This is a genomic window from Scandinavium sp., assembly GCF_036271055.1.
GTDB lineage: Bacteria > Pseudomonadota > Gammaproteobacteria > Enterobacterales > Enterobacteriaceae > Scandinavium.
On the sequence record NZ_DATBBJ010000024.1, the window covers coordinates 153419 to 170961 of the forward strand.

Below are 17543 nucleotides of genomic sequence, written 5' to 3' on the forward strand. Positions count from 1 at the left end.
CCTGGCTTCCAGTACCATAGCGCCCTTTCCATTCCTGGCCCCCAATTTTGACGCTCCGTGGTTTTTTCCGCGGAGGACACTTATTGCCTGCAATCGAAGATATAGAGCCCAAATAATATGCCTTTTACACTTGGTCAACGCTGGATCAGCGATACAGAAAGCGAACTGGGATTAGGGACAGTAGTAGCGCTGGATGCGCGCATGGTTACCCTTCTCTACCCGGCTGTCGGGGAAAACCGCCTGTACGCACGTAACGACTCACCTATCACTCGCGTGATGTTCAATCCAGGTGACACGATCACCAGCCATGACGGCTGGCAGTTACGCGTTGACGAGGTAAAAGAAGAAAACGGCCTGCTGGTATACATCGGCATGCGTCTGGATACCGAAGAAGAAAACACGGTGCTGCGTGAAGTGCTGCTCGACAGCAAGCTGATTTTCAGCAAGCCGCAGGATCGCCTGTTTGCCGGGCAGATTGACCGCATGGACCGCTTTGCGCTGCGCTATCGCGCACGTAAATATCAAAGCGAAGAGTACCGTATGCCGTGGAGCGGCCTGCGCGGTCAGCGCACTAGCCTGATCCCACATCAGCTGCATATCGCCCACGATGTGGGTCGTCGCCACGCGCCACGCGTTTTGCTGGCCGATGAAGTGGGCCTCGGCAAAACCATTGAAGCCGGGATGATCCTGCATCAACAATTGCTCTCTGGCGCGGCCGAACGCGTGCTAGTCATCGTGCCGGAAACCCTGCAACACCAGTGGCTGGTCGAAATGCTGCGCCGCTTCAACCTGCGCTTTGCCCTGTTTGATGACGACCGTTACGCCGAAGCGCAGCACGACACCGATAATCCGTTCGAAACCGAACAACTGGTGATTTGCTCGCTGGATTTCGTGCGCCGCAGCAAGCAGCGCCTGGAACACTTGTGCGACGCCGAGTGGGACATCATGGTGGTCGATGAAGCCCATCACCTGGTCTGGAGCGAAGACGCACCGAGCCGCGAATATCAGGCTATCGAACAGCTTGCCGAACGCGTTCCTGGCATTCTTCTGCTGACCGCAACGCCTGAGCAACTTGGCCTCGAAAGCCACTTTGCGCGTCTGCGCCTGCTGGATCCAAACCGTTTCCACGATTTTGAGCAGTTCGTTGAAGAACAGCAAAACTACCGCCCGGTCGCGGATGCCGTTTCACTGCTGCTGAGCGGTGAGAAACTGAAAGATGAGCAGATGAACGCTCTGAGTGAACTCATCGGCGAGCAAGATATTGAGCCATTGTTGCATGCGGCAAACAGCGGGAGTGACGACGCAGACAGCGCGCGTCAGGAGCTGATTTCTATGCTGATGGACCGCCACGGTACCAGCCGCGTGCTGTTCCGTAACACCCGCCACGGCGTGAAAGGCTTCCCAAAACGCGAACTGCACACCATTAAGCTGCCTCTGCCGACGCAGTACCAAACCGCGATTAAAGTCTCCGGCATCATGGGCGCTCGTAAATCTTCGGAAGAACGCGCCCGCGACATGTTGTATCCGGAGCAGATTTATCAGGAATTTGAAGGCGATACCGGTACATGGTGGAACTTCGATCCGCGCGTTGAATGGCTGATGGGTTACCTGACCAGCCATCGCTCGCAGAAAGTGCTGGTGATTTGCGCCAAAGCCGCCACCGCACTTCAGCTTGAGCAAGTGCTGCGCGAGCGTGAAGGCATTCGTGCCGCCGTGTTCCATGAAGGCATGTCGATTGTTGAACGTGATCGCGCCGCCGCGTGGTTTGGCGAAGAAGATACCGGTGCGCAAGTGCTGCTGTGCTCTGAAATCGGTTCCGAAGGCCGTAACTTCCAGTTCGCCAGCCATCTGGTGATGTTCGATCTGCCGTTCAACCCGGATCTGCTGGAGCAGCGTATCGGTCGTCTGGATCGTATCGGTCAGGCGCACGATATTCAGATCCACGTGCCGTATCTGGAAAAAACCGCGCAATCCGTTCTGGTACGCTGGTTCCACGAAGGCCTGGATGCGTTTGAGCATACTTGTCCGACGGGCCGCACTATTTATGACAGCGTCCACCCGCAGCTGATCGAATATCTGGCCGCGCCGGAAAACACCGAAGGCTTTGATGAGTTGATCAAAACCTGCCGCGATCAGCACGATGCACTGAAACTGCAACTGGAACAGGGCCGCGACCGTCTGCTGGAGATCAACTCCAACGGCGGCGAAAAAGCGCAGGCTCTGGCAGAAAGCATTGAAGAGCAGGATGACGACACCGGACTTATCAGTTTCACGATGAACCTGTTCGACATCATTGGTATCAATCAGGACGATCGCGGTGAAAATCTGATTGTACTGACCCCTGGTGATCATATGCTGGTGCCTGATTTCCCTGGGCTGCCAGAAGATGGCTGCATGGTGACCTTTGAGCGTGACGTAGCACTGTCTCGCGAAGACGCGCAGTTCCTGACGTGGGAACACCCGCTGATCCGCAACGGTCTGGATCTGATCCTTTCCGGCGACACGGGCAGCAGCACGATTTCTCTGCTGAAAAACAAAGCGTTACCGGTAGGCACGCTGTTGCTTGAACTGATTTACGTGGTTGAAGCGCAAGCGCCGAAACAACTTCAATTGAACCGTTTCCTGCCACCAACCCCAGTGCGTATGCTGGTTGATAAGAACGGCAACAACCTCGCGGCGCAGGTGGAGTTTGAAACCTTCAACCGTCAGTTGAGTGCGGTGAATCGTCATACCGGCAGCAAACTGGTGAACGCGGTGCAGCAGGACGTGCATGCGATTCTGCAACAGGGCGAAGCACAGGTCGAAAAAACCGCCAAAGCGCTGATTGAATCCGCACGCCAGGAAGCCGACGACAAACTGAGTGCCGAACTGTCGCGTCTGGAAGCGCTGAAAGCCGTCAACCCGAACATTCGTGATGACGAACTGGAAGCGATTGAAAGCAACCGTCAGCAGGTAATGGAAGCCCTGGCGCAGGCTGGCTGGCGTCTCGATGCACTGCGACTGATTGTCGTCACGCATCAATAAGGAAAAGGTTATGGTACTGGAGTCCTACAATCCCCCACAGGATCCGTGGTTGGTGGTGCTTTATCAGGATGAGCACATCATGGTGGTCAACAAACCGAGCGGTTTGTTGTCCGTGCCGGGCCGTCTGGACGATCACAAAGACAGCGTGATGACGCGCGTTCAGCGTGATTTCCCGCAGGCCGAATCGGTACATCGCCTCGATATGGCAACCAGCGGCGTGATTGTAGTGGCTCTGACCAAAGCGGCGGAACGGGAGTTGAAACGCCAGTTCCGCGAACGCGAACCGAAGAAACAGTATCAGGCGCGAGTTTGGGGACATCCTGAAAAAGCGGAAGGTCTGGTCGATTTACCGCTGATTTGTGATTGGCCAAACCGCCCAAAACAAAAAGTCTGTTTCGAGACAGGCAAGTCAGCGCAAACGGAATATGAAGTGCTGGATTACGCCGATGACAATACGGCGCGGGTGGTACTAAAACCCATTACCGGGCGTTCTCACCAGTTACGCGTGCATATGCAGGCGCTGGGACATCCGATTCTGGGCGATCGCTTCTACGCCACACCAGAAGCGCTGGCGATGGCTCCACGTCTGCTGTTGCACGCAGAAATGCTGACCATTACTCATCCGCAATTCGGTAATAGCATGACGTTTAAAGCACCTGTGGATTTTTGATTCACAACGGTCGGAGACCTTCTCCAATAAGAGAAGGTTGCATACACTAAAAAAACCTCTTAAGAGATTACGCCGTTCATTTTAGCCAATGAGTTAGGGGAAACACCGGGATTTGGTTCCCGGAGGGACGCCAAACCCGGTGGTCGCCCCGGGTAACTCGTTCTAAAACCAACGGCGTTATGCAGAGAGGGATTTACTTTTTATCTGGCACTGTAATGAGCCATCTTCTGTAAATTACTTAAATCCTTTCTGATCTTTAATCAGCTCGTACGCTTTCTGAATGTCCTGCGCTTTCTGCTTCGCCATTTCCATCATTTCCGGCGGCAACCCTTTCGCCACCAGTTTGTCCGGATGATGTTCGCTCATCAGCTTGCGGTACGCGCGCTTGATCGTGGTGGCATCGTCAGTCGATTTCACACCCAGCACATTACACGCATCTTCAAGCGTTGGACCACGCTGCGCCTGCTGCCAGCCGCCGCCGGACGATTGCTGCTGATAGCCTCCGCCAAACTGCGCACCGCCTTGCATCATTTTCAGGAACTGTTCGAACTGGGCGCGAGAAATACCGAGCTCGTCGGCAATGACGAACAACACTTCACGCTCGTTCGGATGCAAAGAGCCGTCGGCAAAGGCTGCCTGGATCTGGATTTCCAGAAACATCCGAATTAAATCGAAGCGACCAAAACAGACGCCACGGAACTGCCGCATCTTCTCACGCAGCGGATAGTTGTCCGCTTTCCCCACGCGAAACGCATGCTGCGCTGCAACGCGGGATTCACCGTGTAAGTTCATGCGATCCATCAGAATGCTGGCGACTTGAATATCCGCTTCGGTGACACGCCCTTTGGATTTGGTCAGATGTCCCATCACCTCAAAAGTCGTGGCAAAGAACAACGACTGACGCTCTTGCTGGTTGGCAAAAAAGTTGAGTCGACGACTGCGCGCCTTATCAAACATATGACCAATCAACAGCCCGAGAACCGCGCCCCAAAACCCGCCGCCCATCATGAGCGCCACGGACACACCAATCACTTTACCCCAATACTGCATAGACTCCCCGGATAGTCAAAATCATCATGCCGCAGGTAATGGCTTCCGCCTTGATAAAAGACGACTTTCACTGCGATGACCTGATGGTCAGTGCAGGACATAACCTATAATTTGCTTTATCATACTCGTCATTCTACACGGCGCCTAACGCCACTGACTCAACGCGACAGGATAAACACTGGCGCGTTAACGATGAGTACGTTAGTCTCAGACCGTTTGCAAGCCGCGAAGCCACAGATGACGGAACAACAAATACAACGTATGAAAAAACGTATTCCCACCCTTCTGGCTACCCTGATCGCCAGTGCTCTGTATAGTCAACAGGGCGCGGCGGCCGACCTCGCATCACAATGTATGCTGGGGGTACCAAGCTATAACCGTCCGCTGGTACAGGGGGATACTAATAGCCTGCCTGTCACCATCAACGCCGATCATGCCAAAGGGAATTACCCTGATGATGCCGTATTTACCGGCAATGTCGATATTAATCAGGGTAACAGCCGCTTACAGGCAGATGAAGTGCAGTTGCATCAGAAGCAAGCGCCTGGTCAGGCGGATCCGGTTCGCACCGTGGATGCTCTGGGCAATGTACACTATGACGATAATCAGGTGATCCTGAAAGGTCCTAAAGCCTGGTCAAACCTGAATACCAAAGATACGAACGTCTGGAAAGGCGATTATCAGATGGTAGACCGTCAGGGTCGTGGCACCGCCGACGTCATGAAACAGCGCGGCGAAAACCGTTACACCATTCTCGATAACGGCACGTTTACTTCCTGCCTGCCTGGTTCAAATACCTGGAGCGTTGTCGGCAGTGAAGTCATTCAGGATCGCGAAGAACAAGTCGCCGAGATCTGGAATGCTCGCTTTAAGCTTGGCCCAGTGCCGGTGTTCTATAGCCCTTATCTGCAATTGCCGATTGGTGACAAGCGTCGCTCTGGTTTCCTTATCCCGAACGCGAAATACAGTAGCAACAACGGCACTGAATTTTATCTGCCGTACTACTGGAACATTGCCCCGAACTTCGATGCCACCATTACGCCGCACTATATGGAAAAGCGTGGTGATATTCAGTGGCAGAATGAATTCCGCTATCTGACCAAAGCCGGTTCGGGCCTGTTCGAATTCGATTATCTGAATAAAGATAAAGTCTACGAAGATGATTATCCGGGAGAAGACGATAGCCGTCGCTGGCTCTTCTACTGGCGTCACGCAGGCGTTCTGGACCAGGTATGGCGCTTCAACGCCGACTATACCAAGGTCAGTGACACACACTACTTCAACGATTTCGATTCTAAGTACGGTTCAAGTACCGACGGCTACGCCACGCAGAAATTCAGCGTTGGCTATTTCGTCGAGAACTTTAACGCGACGGTATCAAGCAAGCAGTTCCAGGTCTTTGATACTCAAAATTCGAATTCTTACGCCGCTCAGCCACAGCTTGACGTCAACTTCTATCAAAATGACGTGGGTCCGTTCGACACGCGCGTTTATGGTCAGGTAGTGCATTTCGTCAATACCAACGACAACATGCCAGAAGCGACGCGTGTCCACCTTGAGCCGACTATCGATCTGCCACTGTCTAACGGCTGGGGCAGTATTGATACCGAAGCCAAGCTGATGGCCACACATTATCAGCAGGAAGATGTCGACTGGTACAACACGCGCTATGGTACTGATTTGAAAGAGTCCGTTAGCCGCGTACTGCCGCAGTTCAAAGTCGACGGTAAGATGGTCTTTGAGCGCGATATGGACTGGTCACAGGGCTTCACTCAGACGCTTGAGCCACGCGTACAGTACCTGTATGTCCCGTATAAAGACCAAAGCGACATTCTGCCGTACGACTCCACACTCCTGCAGTCGGACTACAGCGGCTTGTTCCGCGACCGTACTTACAGCGGCCTGGACCGTATCGCCTCGGCGAATCAGGTGACCACGGGCGTTACGTCTCGTGTATATGATGAAAACGCAGTTGAACGTTTTAACGTTTCTGTGGGTCAAATCTACTACTTCACCCCAACACGTACCGGGGATGAAGGTGCCGACTGGACTTCAAGCGATCAGAAAGGCTCTTTGGTATGGGCCGGTGATACCTATTGGCGCATGAGTGATCAATGGGGTCTGCGCGGTGGCATTCAGTACGATACCCGTTTGGATAACGTTGCGACCGGTAACGGAACCGTCGAGTATCGCCGTGATGAAAACCGTTTAGTCCAGTTGAATTACCGTTACGCCAGCCCGGAGTATATTCAGGCCACACTGCCTTCATACTCCACGGCGCAACAGTACAAAGACGGGATTTCCCAGGTCGGTATGACAGCCAGTTGGCCAGTGGTTGATCGCTGGTCGGTGGTCGGTGCGTATTACTATGACACCAACGCCAATAAGCCAGCCGATCAAATGTTGGGTGTGCAGTACAACTCGTGCTGTTATGCCCTTCGCCTCGGTTATGAGCGTAAGCTCAACGGTTGGGATTCGAAAAATGTCCAGGGCGTATACGATAACGTCATCGGCTTCAATATTGAACTGCGCGGCCTGAGCTCTAACTATGGCCTCGGCACTCAACAGATGCTGCGCTCGAGCATAATGCCGTATCAAAGCTCTTTGTAACGCCACAGTTTAGAAACGTAATCCGCTTTTGCGGTTAATTGAAATGGAAAGAGTATGAAGAACTGGAAAACGCTGCTTCTCGGTATCGCCATGGTCGCGAATACCAGTTTCGCTGCCCCACAGGTTGTCGATAAAGTAGCAGCCGTCGTGAACAACGGCGTTGTACTGGAAAGTGACGTCGATAGTTTGATGCAATCCGTTAAAGGAAACGCCAATCAGGCTGGTCAGCAGTTGCCGGATGACGCCACACTGCGTCACCAGATTCTGGAACGTTTGATCATGGACCAAATCGTCCTGCAAATGGGCCAGAAAATGGGCGTAAAAGTGACGGACGATCAAGTTGATCAGGCCATCGCAAACATCGCTAAGCAAAACAATATGTCGATGGATCAGATGCGTAGCCGTCTGGCTTACGATGGGATGAACTACAACACTTACCGTGCGCAGATCCGTAAAGAGATGACCATCTCTGAAGTGCGTAATAACGAAGTGCGTCGTCGTATCACCGTTCTGCCGCAGGAAGTTGATGCACTGGCGTCACAGATTGGCAACCAGAACGATGCCAGCACCGAGCTGAATCTGAGCCATATTCTGATCCCACTGCCAGAAAACCCGACTTCCGATCAGGTAAGTGAAGCTGAAACTCAGGCACGTTCTATCGTCGATCAGGCGAACAAAGGTGCCGATTTCGGTAAGCTCGCGATCACCTATTCCGCAGACCAACAGGCGCTGAAAGGCGGTCAGATGGGTTGGGGTCGTATTCAGGAACTGCCATCCATCTTCGCACAAGCGCTGAGCACGGCGAAGAAAGGCGATGTTGTCGGCCCAATCCGTTCCGGTGTCGGTTTCCACGTTCTGAAAGTGAACGACCTGCGTGGTCAGAGCCAGAATATTTCGGTTACGGAAGTGCATTCCCGTCACATCCTGCTGAAACCGTCGCCAATTATGACTGACGACCAGGCTCGCGCGAAACTGGAAGAAGTGGCGGCTGATATTAAGAGCGGCAAAACCAGCTTCGATAAAGCAGCGAAAGAGCTGTCTCAGGATCCAGGTTCAGCGAACCAGGGCGGAGACTTAGGCTGGGGCACGCCAGACATGTACGATCCTGCGTTCCGCGATGCGCTGATGAAACTCAGCAAAGGCGAAATCAGTTCTCCGGTTCACTCTTCGTTCGGCTGGCACCTGATCCAGTTGCTGGACACCCGTAACGTTGACCGCACCGATGCTGCGCAGAAAGACAAAGCGTACCGCATGCTGATGAACCGTAAGTTTGCTGAAGAAGCTGCAACCTGGATGCAGGAACAACGTGCCAGCGCGTACGTCAAAATTCTGAGCAACTAATGATACAACCCCAACGTGTGGTTATCACGCCCGGCGAACCCGCCGGGATTGGCCCAGACCTCGTGGTACAACTGGCTCAGCTTGACTGGCCTGTGGAACTGGTGGTCTGCGCCGATGAAACGCTTCTGACAAACCGGGCAGCAATGCTCGGTTTGCCGTTAACGCTCCTGCCCTACGACGCTTCACAGACTCCTGTGGCGCAAAAAGCCGGAACCTTAACTCTCCTTCCTGTCACCCTTCAGGCTCCCGTTATCCCAGGCACGCTTAACGTTCTGAACGGCCCGTATGTGGTGGAAACACTGGCGCGCGCTTGTGATGGCAGCACTGAAGGCGAATTCGCGGCATTGATTACCGGACCGGTGCAAAAGAGCATCATCAACGATGCAGGTATCGCGTTTACCGGTCATACCGAATTCTTCGAAGAGCGCTCGCACACCCGCAAAGTCGTGATGATGCTGGCAACAGAAGAGCTACGAGTGGCGCTAGCGACGACTCATCTGCCGCTGAAAGCCATTAGCGATGCGGTAACACCCGATTTGCTGCGTGAGATAATCACTATCCTTCATCACGATCTGCGGACAAAATTTGGCATCCGTGAACCGCATATTCTGGTGTGTGGGCTGAATCCGCATGCAGGTGAAGGCGGGCATATGGGGATGGAAGAGATAGACACCATCATTCCGGTGCTTGAGGAAATGCGTGCGAAGGGCATGAATCTGAGTGGGCCGCTACCGGCGGATACGTTGTTCCAGCCGAAATATCTCGACCATGCCGATGCGGTGCTGGCAATGTACCACGATCAGGGCCTGCCCGTGCTAAAATACCAGGGATTCGGCCGCGCTGTGAACATCACGCTCGGTTTACCTTTTATCCGTACGTCCGTTGACCACGGCACCGCGCTTGAACTTGCGGGCCAGGGAAAAGCGAACGTCGGCAGTTTTATTACGGCGCTTAATCTCGCCATCAAAATGATTGTTAACTCTAAATGAATAATCGAGTCCATCAGGGCCACTTAGCCCGTAAACGCTTCGGGCAAAACTTCCTCAACGATCAGTTTGTTATCGACAGCATCGTTTCGGCCATTAATCCGCAGAAAGGTCAGGCGATCGTTGAGATCGGCCCCGGTCTTGCTGCACTGACCGAACCGGTTGGCGAACGTCTGGATGAACTGACCGTCATCGAGCTCGACCGCGATCTGGCCGCTCGTTTGCAAACGCACCCGTTCCTCGGGCCAAAGCTGACGATTTTTCAGCAAGATGCCATGACCATGGACTTCGGCGCACTGTCGAAGGAACGAGGCCAGCCACTGCGCGTGTTCGGTAACCTGCCGTACAACATCTCTACCCCGCTGATGTTCCACCTGTTTAGCTATACTGATGCCATTGCCGACATGCACTTTATGCTGCAAAAAGAAGTGGTCAATCGTCTGGTTGCAGGGCCAAACAGTAAGGCGTATGGTCGATTGAGCGTGATGGCGCAGTACTACTGCAACATTATCCCTGTGCTGGAAGTACCGCCAACCGCCTTTACGCCACCGCCGAAAGTGGATTCTGCCGTGGTTCGTCTGGTGCCTTACACCACGCTGCCGCATCCGGTGAAAGAGGTTCGCATGTTAAGCCGAATCACCACCGAAGCGTTCAACCAGCGCCGTAAGACCATTCGCAACAGCCTCGGCAATATCTTCTCTGTCGAGTTGTTGACTGAACTTGGCGTTGATCCGACGATGCGTGCAGAAAATATCTCTGTGGCTCAGTATTGCCGGATGGCAAACTGGCTGTCAGAAAATGCGTCCCCGAAGGAGAGCTAAACCATGATCAATTCGCCCCGCGTCTGTGTCCAGGTACAAAGCGTCTACATTGAGTCTCAATCCTCACCGGATGATGAGCGCTATGTTTTTGCCTATACGGTCACGATTCGCAATCTTGGGCGAGGATCGGTGCAGCTACTTGGGCGCTACTGGTTGATTACCAACGGACACGGTCGTGAAACCGAGGTGCAGGGTGAAGGTGTGGTTGGCGTTCAACCGCACATTGAACCCGGCAATGAATATCAGTACACCAGCGGTGCCGTGCTGGAAACCCCGCTCGGCACCATGCAGGGTCACTATGAAATGATCGACGCTGACGGCAAACCGTTCAGCATCGATATTCCCGTTTTCCGTCTGGCCGTGCCAGCTCTCATCCATTGATAAAATGAGCACATACCTTATTGGCGACGTTCACGGCTGCTACGATGAACTGATCGCGTTATTAAAGCAGGTAGAGTTTACCCCGGGGCAAGACGAGCTGTGGCTGACAGGCGATCTGGTTGCCCGTGGCCCGGCCTCGCTCGAGGTGCTGCGCTATGTGAAATCTCTCGGGGATAGCGTCCGTCTGGTTCTCGGTAATCACGATCTGCATCTGCTGGCGGTCTTCGCCGGGATCAGCCGTAACAAGCCGAAAGACAGGCTCTCGCCGCTGCTCGAAGCACCCGACGCTGACGAATTACTGAACTGGTTACGTCGCCAGCCACTGTTGCAGGTCGACAGAGAGAAAAAGCTGGTGATGGCGCACGCCGGGATCACCCCGCAATGGGATCTCGACACCGCCGAACTCTGCGCCCACGATGTTGAAGCAGTTTTATGCAGCGACTCTTACCCTTTCTTCCTCGATGCAATGTACGGCGATTTGCCGAATCACTGGTCGCCGGAACTGTCAGGCCTGGCACGACTGCGTTTTATCACTAATGCCTTCACGCGTATGCGCTACTGTTTCCCGAATGGGCAGCTCGATATGTACACCAAAGAGTCGCCGGAAAACGCACCCGCACCGCTGAAACCATGGTTTGCCATCCCGGGTCCGGTCACGCAAGAGTACAGCGTGATTTTCGGTCATTGGGCATCGCTTGAAGGTAAAGGTACGCCAGAAGGGATTTACGGTCTGGACACCGGATGCTGCTGGGGCGGGGATCTGACATGCTTGCGTTGGGAAGATAAGAAAATCTTCACCCAGCCGTCGAATCGTCATCTCGATTTGGGTGAGAACGAAGCGGTCGCTTCTTAACAGAATGGCCTGATGCGTAATGCGCCATCAGGCATTTTCCCCGGCGGCGCTACGCTTGCCGGGGCTACAATTTTAACGACGCTCTAAAATTTCGAAACAATAGCTGTGAGAGTTCTGCTCATCGGCATCATGAAACTCGCTGAACGTTGATTCCCAATGGTCCGGATCGTAATCCGGGAAATGGGTATCCCCCTCCACTTCTGCATCAATATGCGTCAGATACAGGCGCTGCGCTTTCGGCAGGAACTGCTCGTACACGCGACCGCCGCCAATCACCATGATTTCTTCCGCATCGCCACAGGCAGCAACGGCTTCATCAACGGATTTGACCCACACTACGCGATCGTCAGTACCCGGCTTGCTACTGATGACGATATTTTTACGCCCCGGCAACGGGCGGCCAATGGATTCCCAGGTCAGGCGACCCATTACCACTGGTTTGTTTAACGTCGTACGTTTAAACCAGGCGAGATCGGCAGGCAGGTCCCAGGGCATGGCGTTTTCCATGCCAATAACGCGATCCACCGCTAACGCCGCAATCAGACTGATCATTTAAATATCCCGGATGTAAAAATTGCCGCCACTATACGGAAAGCATAATCCTTCGTCGACTGGCGGTAGAGTAAAGAAGACGAAATATTTTCGTCTTCTTGCTAAGTGCCCGTTAAGCCGAAGGTTTCGTTTCAGGTTCGTCTGCCGGGTTTCCGGTGTGTTTCCCTTCTTCCGTTCCCTGCCAGCCGTGGCGTTGAATGAGCGACATATTACTGCGATCTTCATTAATAATATCGGTCAGCATCGCGCTGGTGCGTTTGAACACCGCCGCGAAGGAAGCATCGTCTTCTTCGGCCATATCCACCATCTCTTCAACCATTCTGACGTTGAAACGGCGGAACACATCGGCGCGTTCGCGGGCTTCATACGCACCAAGCCCCAACGCTTCAAGCGCCATGCGACCTGACTTCAACGCGCCTTCAAACGTTTCACGCTCAGGCGCATCAATGCCCGCCTGACGTAGTTGGATGTAGTGATCGATATCGCGCGCACGGGCAATAATTCGCAAATGCGGAAAATGTTCTTTGGCAAGCTCCGTCAGCTCGAGGTTCGTTTTCGGATCGTCGATGGCGTTAATCAGCACTTCTGCGTGAGCGGCGCCAGCTGATTCCAGCATATCGACACGTGTCGCATCGCCGTAAAAGACCTTCATATCGAATTTACGCAGCGTATCGACGTGGTCCGGATCGTGATCGAGAATGACCATTTTCACCCCGCTGGACAGCAGCAGACGCCCGGTTATCTGCCCAAAACGGCCGAACCCGGCGATGATTACCCGTGGCTGCTCTTCGTCAATTTCATCGGCTTCGCGCTCATCGCCACTGGCATTTTTTTCCATCCGCGATAGCAGCACCAGCAAAATAGGCGTTGCCGCCATCGACAGTGCCACCGCCAGCGTCAGCGCTTTCGCCCATTCAGGGTCGAGCACTTTCGCCATCTGCGCTGCGCCAAACACCACAAATGCAAATTCACTGCCCTGCCCTAACAGCACCGCGAACCAGCGGCGTTGCGCTTTCGGCACGCCGAGCGGACGGGCAATCAGCCATAACATGACGGCTTTGATGATCAGGAAACCAGCCAACAAAATGAGAATGCGCAGTGGGTGCGTCACTAGCGTACCGAAGTCGATAGACATCCCAACGCCGATGAAAAACAGCCCCAGCAGCAGCCCTTTAAACGGCTCGATATCGCTTTCCAGCGCATGACGGTACTCGGAGCTTGCCAGCAAAACGCCTGCCAAAAATGCGCCCATCGCCATCGACAAGCCGACTTCTTCGAGCAATAAACCAAAACCGAAAACCAAAAATAGTGCCACGGCGCTGAACACTTCTCGCAGGCCAGAACGGGCTACAAAACGCAAAACAGGCCGAGTGACATAGCGTCCAAGCAGAATAACCAGCAACAACGCCGCCGCCACTTTCAACGCCGACAGGCCAAATGCCGCCAGTGTGGTGGACGCCCCGCTTGCCGCCAGCAGCGGGATCATCGCCACCAGCGGGATCGCCGCGATATCCTGGAACAGCAACACAGCAAATGCGCTGCGCCCAAGCTGCGACACCGTGAGATTGCGCTCATTCATCGCCTGCATCGCAATGGCGGTAGAAGAAAGCGCCAGCGTTAAGCCAATCAGCTCCGCGACTTTCCAGTCGAGGCCGAGCAGCATACAGAACACGCCAATCAGCACGCCGCAGGCCACCATTTGCAGCATCCCGCCGCCGAACACCGAGGCGCGTAGTTTCCATAGTCGTTGCGGATCAAGCTCAAGACCAATGACAAACAGCATCAACACCACGCCAATTTCCGCGAAGTGCAAAATGGCTTCGGCATCGGTCACCAAACGAAAACCCCACGGCCCGATGATGCAGCCAGCAATCAGATAACCAAGCACGGATCCGAGCCCGAGTCGCACCGCAATCGGCACAATCAGCGCCGCCGAGCCGAGATAAATCAGCGCCTGAATCAGCGTATGACTATCCATGACGCACCTCCTGCCACTCGAGCAAACGTTGTTTGTAGTGCCGTGCCTGAGCGACCAGCGTTTCGTCATCGCAGATGAAAGTGCAATGCATAGCAAAAGGCGGCAGCCATTTCAGGCCGCAGTACAACGCCGTGGCCTGCAGCGGCTGCGCCAAAATTTCGAATCCCGGGAAGTTGCCAATGGCAAAGTGATCTTCACCGCCGCCGGTCGTGACCGCCCACATCAGGCTTTTGCCACGCAGCGCCGTGCCGCCGTGCCCGTAGGCCCAGCCGTGAGAAAGCACTTTGTCGATCCAGAGTTTGAGCAGCGGCGGCATGCTGTACCACTGCATAGGATGCTGCCAGATAACCAGATCAGCGCGGGAAAGCGCTTCCTGTTCCGCGGCGATGTCGATATTAAAATCAGGGTAGAGGTGATAAAGCGAACGGATTTCTACGCCGTCGATGTCCCTTGCCTGCTCAAGCATCCGCTTATTCGCATGCGAATGCTGCGGATAAGGGTGCGCATAAATAATTAAGATCATGAATTAGCCTGTTGTTTTACTGCCTTCTTTTCACCAAAGAGTGTAGTCAGTAATTCAACAGGCTAATAGTCAATAATCTTGACGGGCTAATCGGGGAATTCTGAACTAGTTATCTAATTCACCCATCGATTTAACCTGATCGCGGTTAATCTGCTCAGTCTTGCCTGTTTCAGCATTTTTGTAGGACACCAGACCGGTATCGCTGTCTACTTCTGGCTTACCGTCGGTGACGATCGTTTTACCGTCGGTGGTTTTCACCGCCTGATTAGAGGAACAGCCGGCTACGGTAAACAGTGCTGCGGCGGCAAAAAGTGAGGTGACTAAAAGGTGGTTACGCATGGTGTTCTCCCGTGCTCTTCAGTTTATGAATGATTATCTGTCTAACCATTTTAGGCTAACTGACTGAACGCAGATGGGAAACCAGAAGGTTCTTAACTGAAGCAGGGTGTTTTGTAGACCCGGCGGCAGAGCGCCGCCGGTCAATATTGCCGGGTGGCGGCTACGCCTGCCCCGGCCTACAGCGAGATTATTTACTTATTTGTGCGTGCATTTCCTGCACCGAAATCACCTTCTCGGTGGCATCCGCGTTCAGCGCCATGGCTGTTGCGAAACCGCCGTTCAGGGTGGTGTCGTAGTGCACTTTGTATTGCAGCGCGCTGCGGCGAATCAGCTTGGAATCTTCAATCGCCTGACGCCCTTCGGTGGTGTTGATGATGTAGGTGTATTCGCCATTCTTGATACGGTCCTGAATGTGCGGACGACCTTCATGCACCTTGTTCACCAGACGCGGGTTAATGCCCGCTTCGCCCAGCACGACAGCGGTGCCGTGGGTCGCATCCAGCTCGAAGCCCTGCTTCAAGAGTTTCGCGGCCAGGTCAACCACACGCTCTTTGTCACCTTCACGCACGGAGAGCAGCGCACGGCCCTGCTTCTTCATGGTGGAGCTGCTGCCGAGTTGCGCTTTCGCAAAGGCTTCCGCGAAGGTGCGACCAACGCCCATCACTTCCCCGGTAGAGCGCATTTCTGGCCCTAACAGCGGGTCAACGCCCGGGAACTTGTTGAACGGCAGCACCACTTCTTTCACCGAGTAGTAAGGCGGGATGATTTCTTTCGTCATGCCCTGCTCAACCAGCGTTTGCCCGACCATCACTCGCGCCGCAACTTTCGCCAGCGCCATACCGGTAGCCTTGGAAACAAACGGCACGGTACGCGCGGCGCGCGGGTTGACTTCAATCAGGTAGACTTCGTTATCTTTCACCGCAAACTGCACGTTCATCAGGCCGCGAACCTGTAGTTCAAAGGCCAGCTTCTGCACCTGCTGGCGCATAACGTCCTGGATTTCCTGGCTCAGCGTGTAGGCCGGCAGAGAACATGCGGAGTCGCCGGAGTGTACGCCCGCCTGCTCGATGTGCTCCATAATGCCGCCAATCAGCACGGTTTCGCCGTCGCAAATCGCGTCCACGTCCACTTCTACGGCATCGTCGAGGAAACGGTCCAGCAGCACCGGCGCATCGTTGGACACGCTAACCGCGGTCTGGAAGTAGCGGCGTAAATCGACTTCGTCATAGACGATTTCCATTGCGCGGCCGCCCAGCACGTAGGATGGACGCACCACCAGCGGATAGCCAATGTGTGCCGCTTTTTCTACCGCCATTTCAATAGTCGTTACGGTGGCGTTCGCAGGCTGTTTCAGCTTCAGGCGGTCAACCGCATGCTGGAAACGCTCGCGGTCTTCGGCGCGGTCAATCGCATCCGGGCTGGTGCCGATAATTGGCACGCCTGCGGCCTCCAGCTCACGCGCAAGCTTCAGCGGAGTCTGGCCGCCGTACTGCACGATGACGCCCTTAGGCTTCTCAACGCGGACGATTTCCAGCACGTCTTCGAAGGTGACCGGCTCGAAGTACAGGCGGTCGGAAGTGTCGTAGTCGGTGGAGACGGTTTCCGGGTTGCAGTTGACCATGATGGTTTCATAGCCATCTTCGCGCAGCGCCAGCGAGGCGTGAACGCAGCAGTAGTCGAACTCGATACCCTGGCCGATACGGTTTGGCCCGCCGCCCAGCACCATGATTTTATCGCGGTCGTTATTCGGGTTGGCTTCACACTCGTCTTCATAGGTGGAGTACATATAGGCGGTGTCGGTGGAGAACTCCGCCGCACAGGTATCCACGCGTTTGTAAACCGGGTGCAGCTTGTACTGCTCGCGCAGCTTGCGAACTTCGGATTCGCGAACGCCAGCCAGTTTAGCCAGGCGCGCATCGGCAAAGCCTTTACGCTTCAGCATGCGCAGGAAGTCGTGGTCGAGGCCGGTGATGCCGATTTCTTCCACTTTCTCTTCCAGGCGCACCAGCTCTTCAATCTGTACCAGGAACCAGCGGTCGATGTTGGTCAGGTTGAACACGCCGTCGACGGACAGGCCCGCGCGGAAAGCGTCGGCCACATACCAGATACGTTCGGCACCGGCGTCTTTCAGCTCGCGGCGAATTTTGGTCAGGGCTTCCGGGTCGTCCAGGTTCACTTTCGGATCCAGACCGGTCGCGCCGACTTCCAGGCCGCGCAGCGCTTTCTGTAAGGACTCCTGCTGGGTGCGACCAATCGCCATCACTTCGCCGACGGACTTCATCTGCGTGGTCAGACGGTCGTTCGCGCCCACAAACTTCTCAAAGTTGAAGCGAGGGATTTTTGTCACAACGTAGTCGATGGACGGTTCAAACGAGGCTGGCGTACGGCCACCGGTGATGTCGTTCATCAGTTCGT

At 54.5% G+C, this 17543-nt stretch carries 14 protein-coding genes; 8 read left to right on the forward strand and 6 right to left on the reverse strand.

Translation table 11 applies throughout. The features are described from left to right. Positions 1–117: 117 nt before the first annotated feature. Both rapA and rluA read left to right on the forward strand, forming a co-directional pair. On the forward strand, positions 118–3024 hold the full coding sequence (gene rapA, locus VH187_RS02895) for an RNA polymerase-associated protein RapA (RefSeq protein WP_329699976.1): 2907 nt from the start codon (positions 118–120) through the stop codon (positions 3022–3024). Positions 3025–3034: 10 nt separating this feature from the next. After that, positions 3035–3694 (forward strand): bifunctional tRNA pseudouridine(32) synthase/23S rRNA pseudouridine(746) synthase RluA, encoded by a 660-nt coding sequence (gene rluA / locus VH187_RS02900; RefSeq protein ID WP_329699977.1) that lies wholly within the window; start codon positions 3035–3037, stop codon positions 3692–3694. A gap of 234 nt (positions 3695–3928) precedes the next feature. Here rluA and djlA read toward each other — a convergent pair whose 3' ends face one another. After that, positions 3929–4744 carry a co-chaperone DjlA gene (djlA, locus tag VH187_RS02905; RefSeq protein ID WP_329699978.1) on the reverse strand — a complete coding sequence of 272 codons (816 nt, stop codon included), beginning with the start codon at positions 4742–4744 and terminating at the stop codon, positions 3929–3931. Between the two features lie 261 nt (positions 4745–5005). On the opposite strand from djlA, the gene lptD reads away from it, so the two are divergent. Genes lptD through apaH form a run of 6 tightly spaced genes read left to right on the forward strand, consistent with a single transcriptional unit; the run spans position 5006 to position 11736 of the window. Continuing rightward, on the forward strand, positions 5006–7354 hold the full coding sequence (gene lptD, locus VH187_RS02910; RefSeq protein ID WP_329699992.1) for an LPS assembly protein LptD: 2349 nt from the start codon (positions 5006–5008) through the stop codon (positions 7352–7354). Between the two features lie 54 nt (positions 7355–7408). Next, a complete protein-coding gene (gene surA / locus VH187_RS02915; RefSeq protein WP_329699979.1) occupies positions 7409–8695 on the forward strand; it encodes a peptidylprolyl isomerase SurA in 1287 nt (428 codons plus the stop codon). Further along, positions 8695–9684 (forward strand): 4-hydroxythreonine-4-phosphate dehydrogenase PdxA, encoded by a 990-nt coding sequence (gene pdxA / locus VH187_RS02920; RefSeq protein WP_329699980.1) that lies wholly within the window; start codon positions 8695–8697, stop codon positions 9682–9684. The genes surA and pdxA overlap by 1 nt, the downstream gene beginning before the upstream one ends. Further along, positions 9681–10502, forward strand: a complete 822-nt coding sequence (gene rsmA / locus VH187_RS02925; RefSeq protein WP_329699981.1) for a 16S rRNA (adenine(1518)-N(6)/adenine(1519)-N(6))-dimethyltransferase RsmA — start codon at positions 9681–9683, stop codon at positions 10500–10502. The genes pdxA and rsmA overlap by 4 nt, the downstream gene beginning before the upstream one ends. A gap of 3 nt (positions 10503–10505) precedes the next feature. Next, positions 10506–10883: a Co2+/Mg2+ efflux protein ApaG gene (gene apaG, locus VH187_RS02930; protein ID WP_329699982.1), complete on the forward strand. Its 378-nt coding sequence runs from the start codon at positions 10506–10508 to the stop codon at positions 10881–10883. Positions 10884–10887: 4 nt separating this feature from the next. Next, entirely contained in the window at positions 10888–11736 is an 849-nt protein-coding gene (gene apaH, locus VH187_RS02935; protein ID WP_329699983.1) for a bis(5'-nucleosyl)-tetraphosphatase (symmetrical) ApaH, read from the forward strand. 72 nt (positions 11737–11808) lie between these two features. Here apaH and folA read toward each other — a convergent pair whose 3' ends face one another. The 5 genes from folA to carB form a co-directional block, all read right to left on the reverse strand. After that, a complete protein-coding gene (folA, locus tag VH187_RS02940; protein ID WP_329699984.1) occupies positions 11809–12288 on the reverse strand; it encodes a type 3 dihydrofolate reductase in 480 nt (159 codons plus the stop codon). Between the two features lie 112 nt (positions 12289–12400). Continuing rightward, complete coding sequence (kefC, locus tag VH187_RS02945) at positions 12401–14266, reverse strand: glutathione-regulated potassium-efflux system protein KefC (RefSeq protein ID WP_329699985.1); 1866 nt, start codon at positions 14264–14266, stop codon at positions 12401–12403. Then, positions 14259–14789, reverse strand: a complete 531-nt coding sequence (gene kefF / locus VH187_RS02950) for a glutathione-regulated potassium-efflux system oxidoreductase KefF (RefSeq protein WP_329699986.1) — start codon at positions 14787–14789, stop codon at positions 14259–14261. The genes kefC and kefF overlap by 8 nt, the downstream gene beginning before the upstream one ends. Positions 14790–14894: 105 nt before the next feature. Further along, a complete protein-coding gene (locus VH187_RS02955) occupies positions 14895–15128 on the reverse strand; it encodes a YgdI/YgdR family lipoprotein (RefSeq protein WP_329699987.1) in 234 nt (77 codons plus the stop codon). Positions 15129–15315: 187 nt separating this feature from the next. Next, positions 15316–17543 (reverse strand): carbamoyl-phosphate synthase large subunit (gene carB, locus VH187_RS02960; protein ID WP_329699988.1); only part of this gene is annotated, 2228 nt, incomplete at its 5' end.

Bases quoted from the DNA above. Each gene is read 5' to 3' on its own strand.
- folA (WP_329699984.1), bottom strand. From the start codon at position 12,288: ATGATCAGTCTGATTGCGGCGTTAGCGGTGGATCGCGTTATTGGCATG.
- djlA (WP_329699978.1), bottom strand. From the start codon at position 4,744: ATGCAGTATTGGGGTAAAGTGATTGGTGTGTCCGTGGCGCTCATGATG.
- VH187_RS02955 (WP_329699987.1), bottom strand. From the start codon at position 15,128: ATGCGTAACCACCTTTTAGTCACCTCACTTTTTGCCGCCGCAGCACTG.
- surA (WP_329699979.1), top strand. From the start codon at position 7,409: ATGAAGAACTGGAAAACGCTGCTTCTCGGTATCGCCATGGTCGCGAAT.
- rluA (WP_329699977.1), top strand. From the start codon at position 3,035: ATGGTACTGGAGTCCTACAATCCCCCACAGGATCCGTGGTTGGTGGTG.
- kefC (WP_329699985.1), bottom strand. From the start codon at position 14,266: ATGGATAGTCATACGCTGATTCAGGCGCTGATTTATCTCGGCTCGGCG.
- kefF (WP_329699986.1), bottom strand. From the start codon at position 14,789: ATGATCTTAATTATTTATGCGCACCCTTATCCGCAGCATTCGCATGCG.
- lptD (WP_329699992.1), top strand. From the start codon at position 5,006: ATGAAAAAACGTATTCCCACCCTTCTGGCTACCCTGATCGCCAGTGCT.
- apaH (WP_329699983.1), top strand. From the start codon at position 10,888: ATGAGCACATACCTTATTGGCGACGTTCACGGCTGCTACGATGAACTG.
- rsmA (WP_329699981.1), top strand. From the start codon at position 9,681: ATGAATAATCGAGTCCATCAGGGCCACTTAGCCCGTAAACGCTTCGGG.
- apaG (WP_329699982.1), top strand. From the start codon at position 10,506: ATGATCAATTCGCCCCGCGTCTGTGTCCAGGTACAAAGCGTCTACATT.
- rapA (WP_329699976.1), top strand. From the start codon at position 118: ATGCCTTTTACACTTGGTCAACGCTGGATCAGCGATACAGAAAGCGAA.
- pdxA (WP_329699980.1), top strand. From the start codon at position 8,695: ATGATACAACCCCAACGTGTGGTTATCACGCCCGGCGAACCCGCCGGG.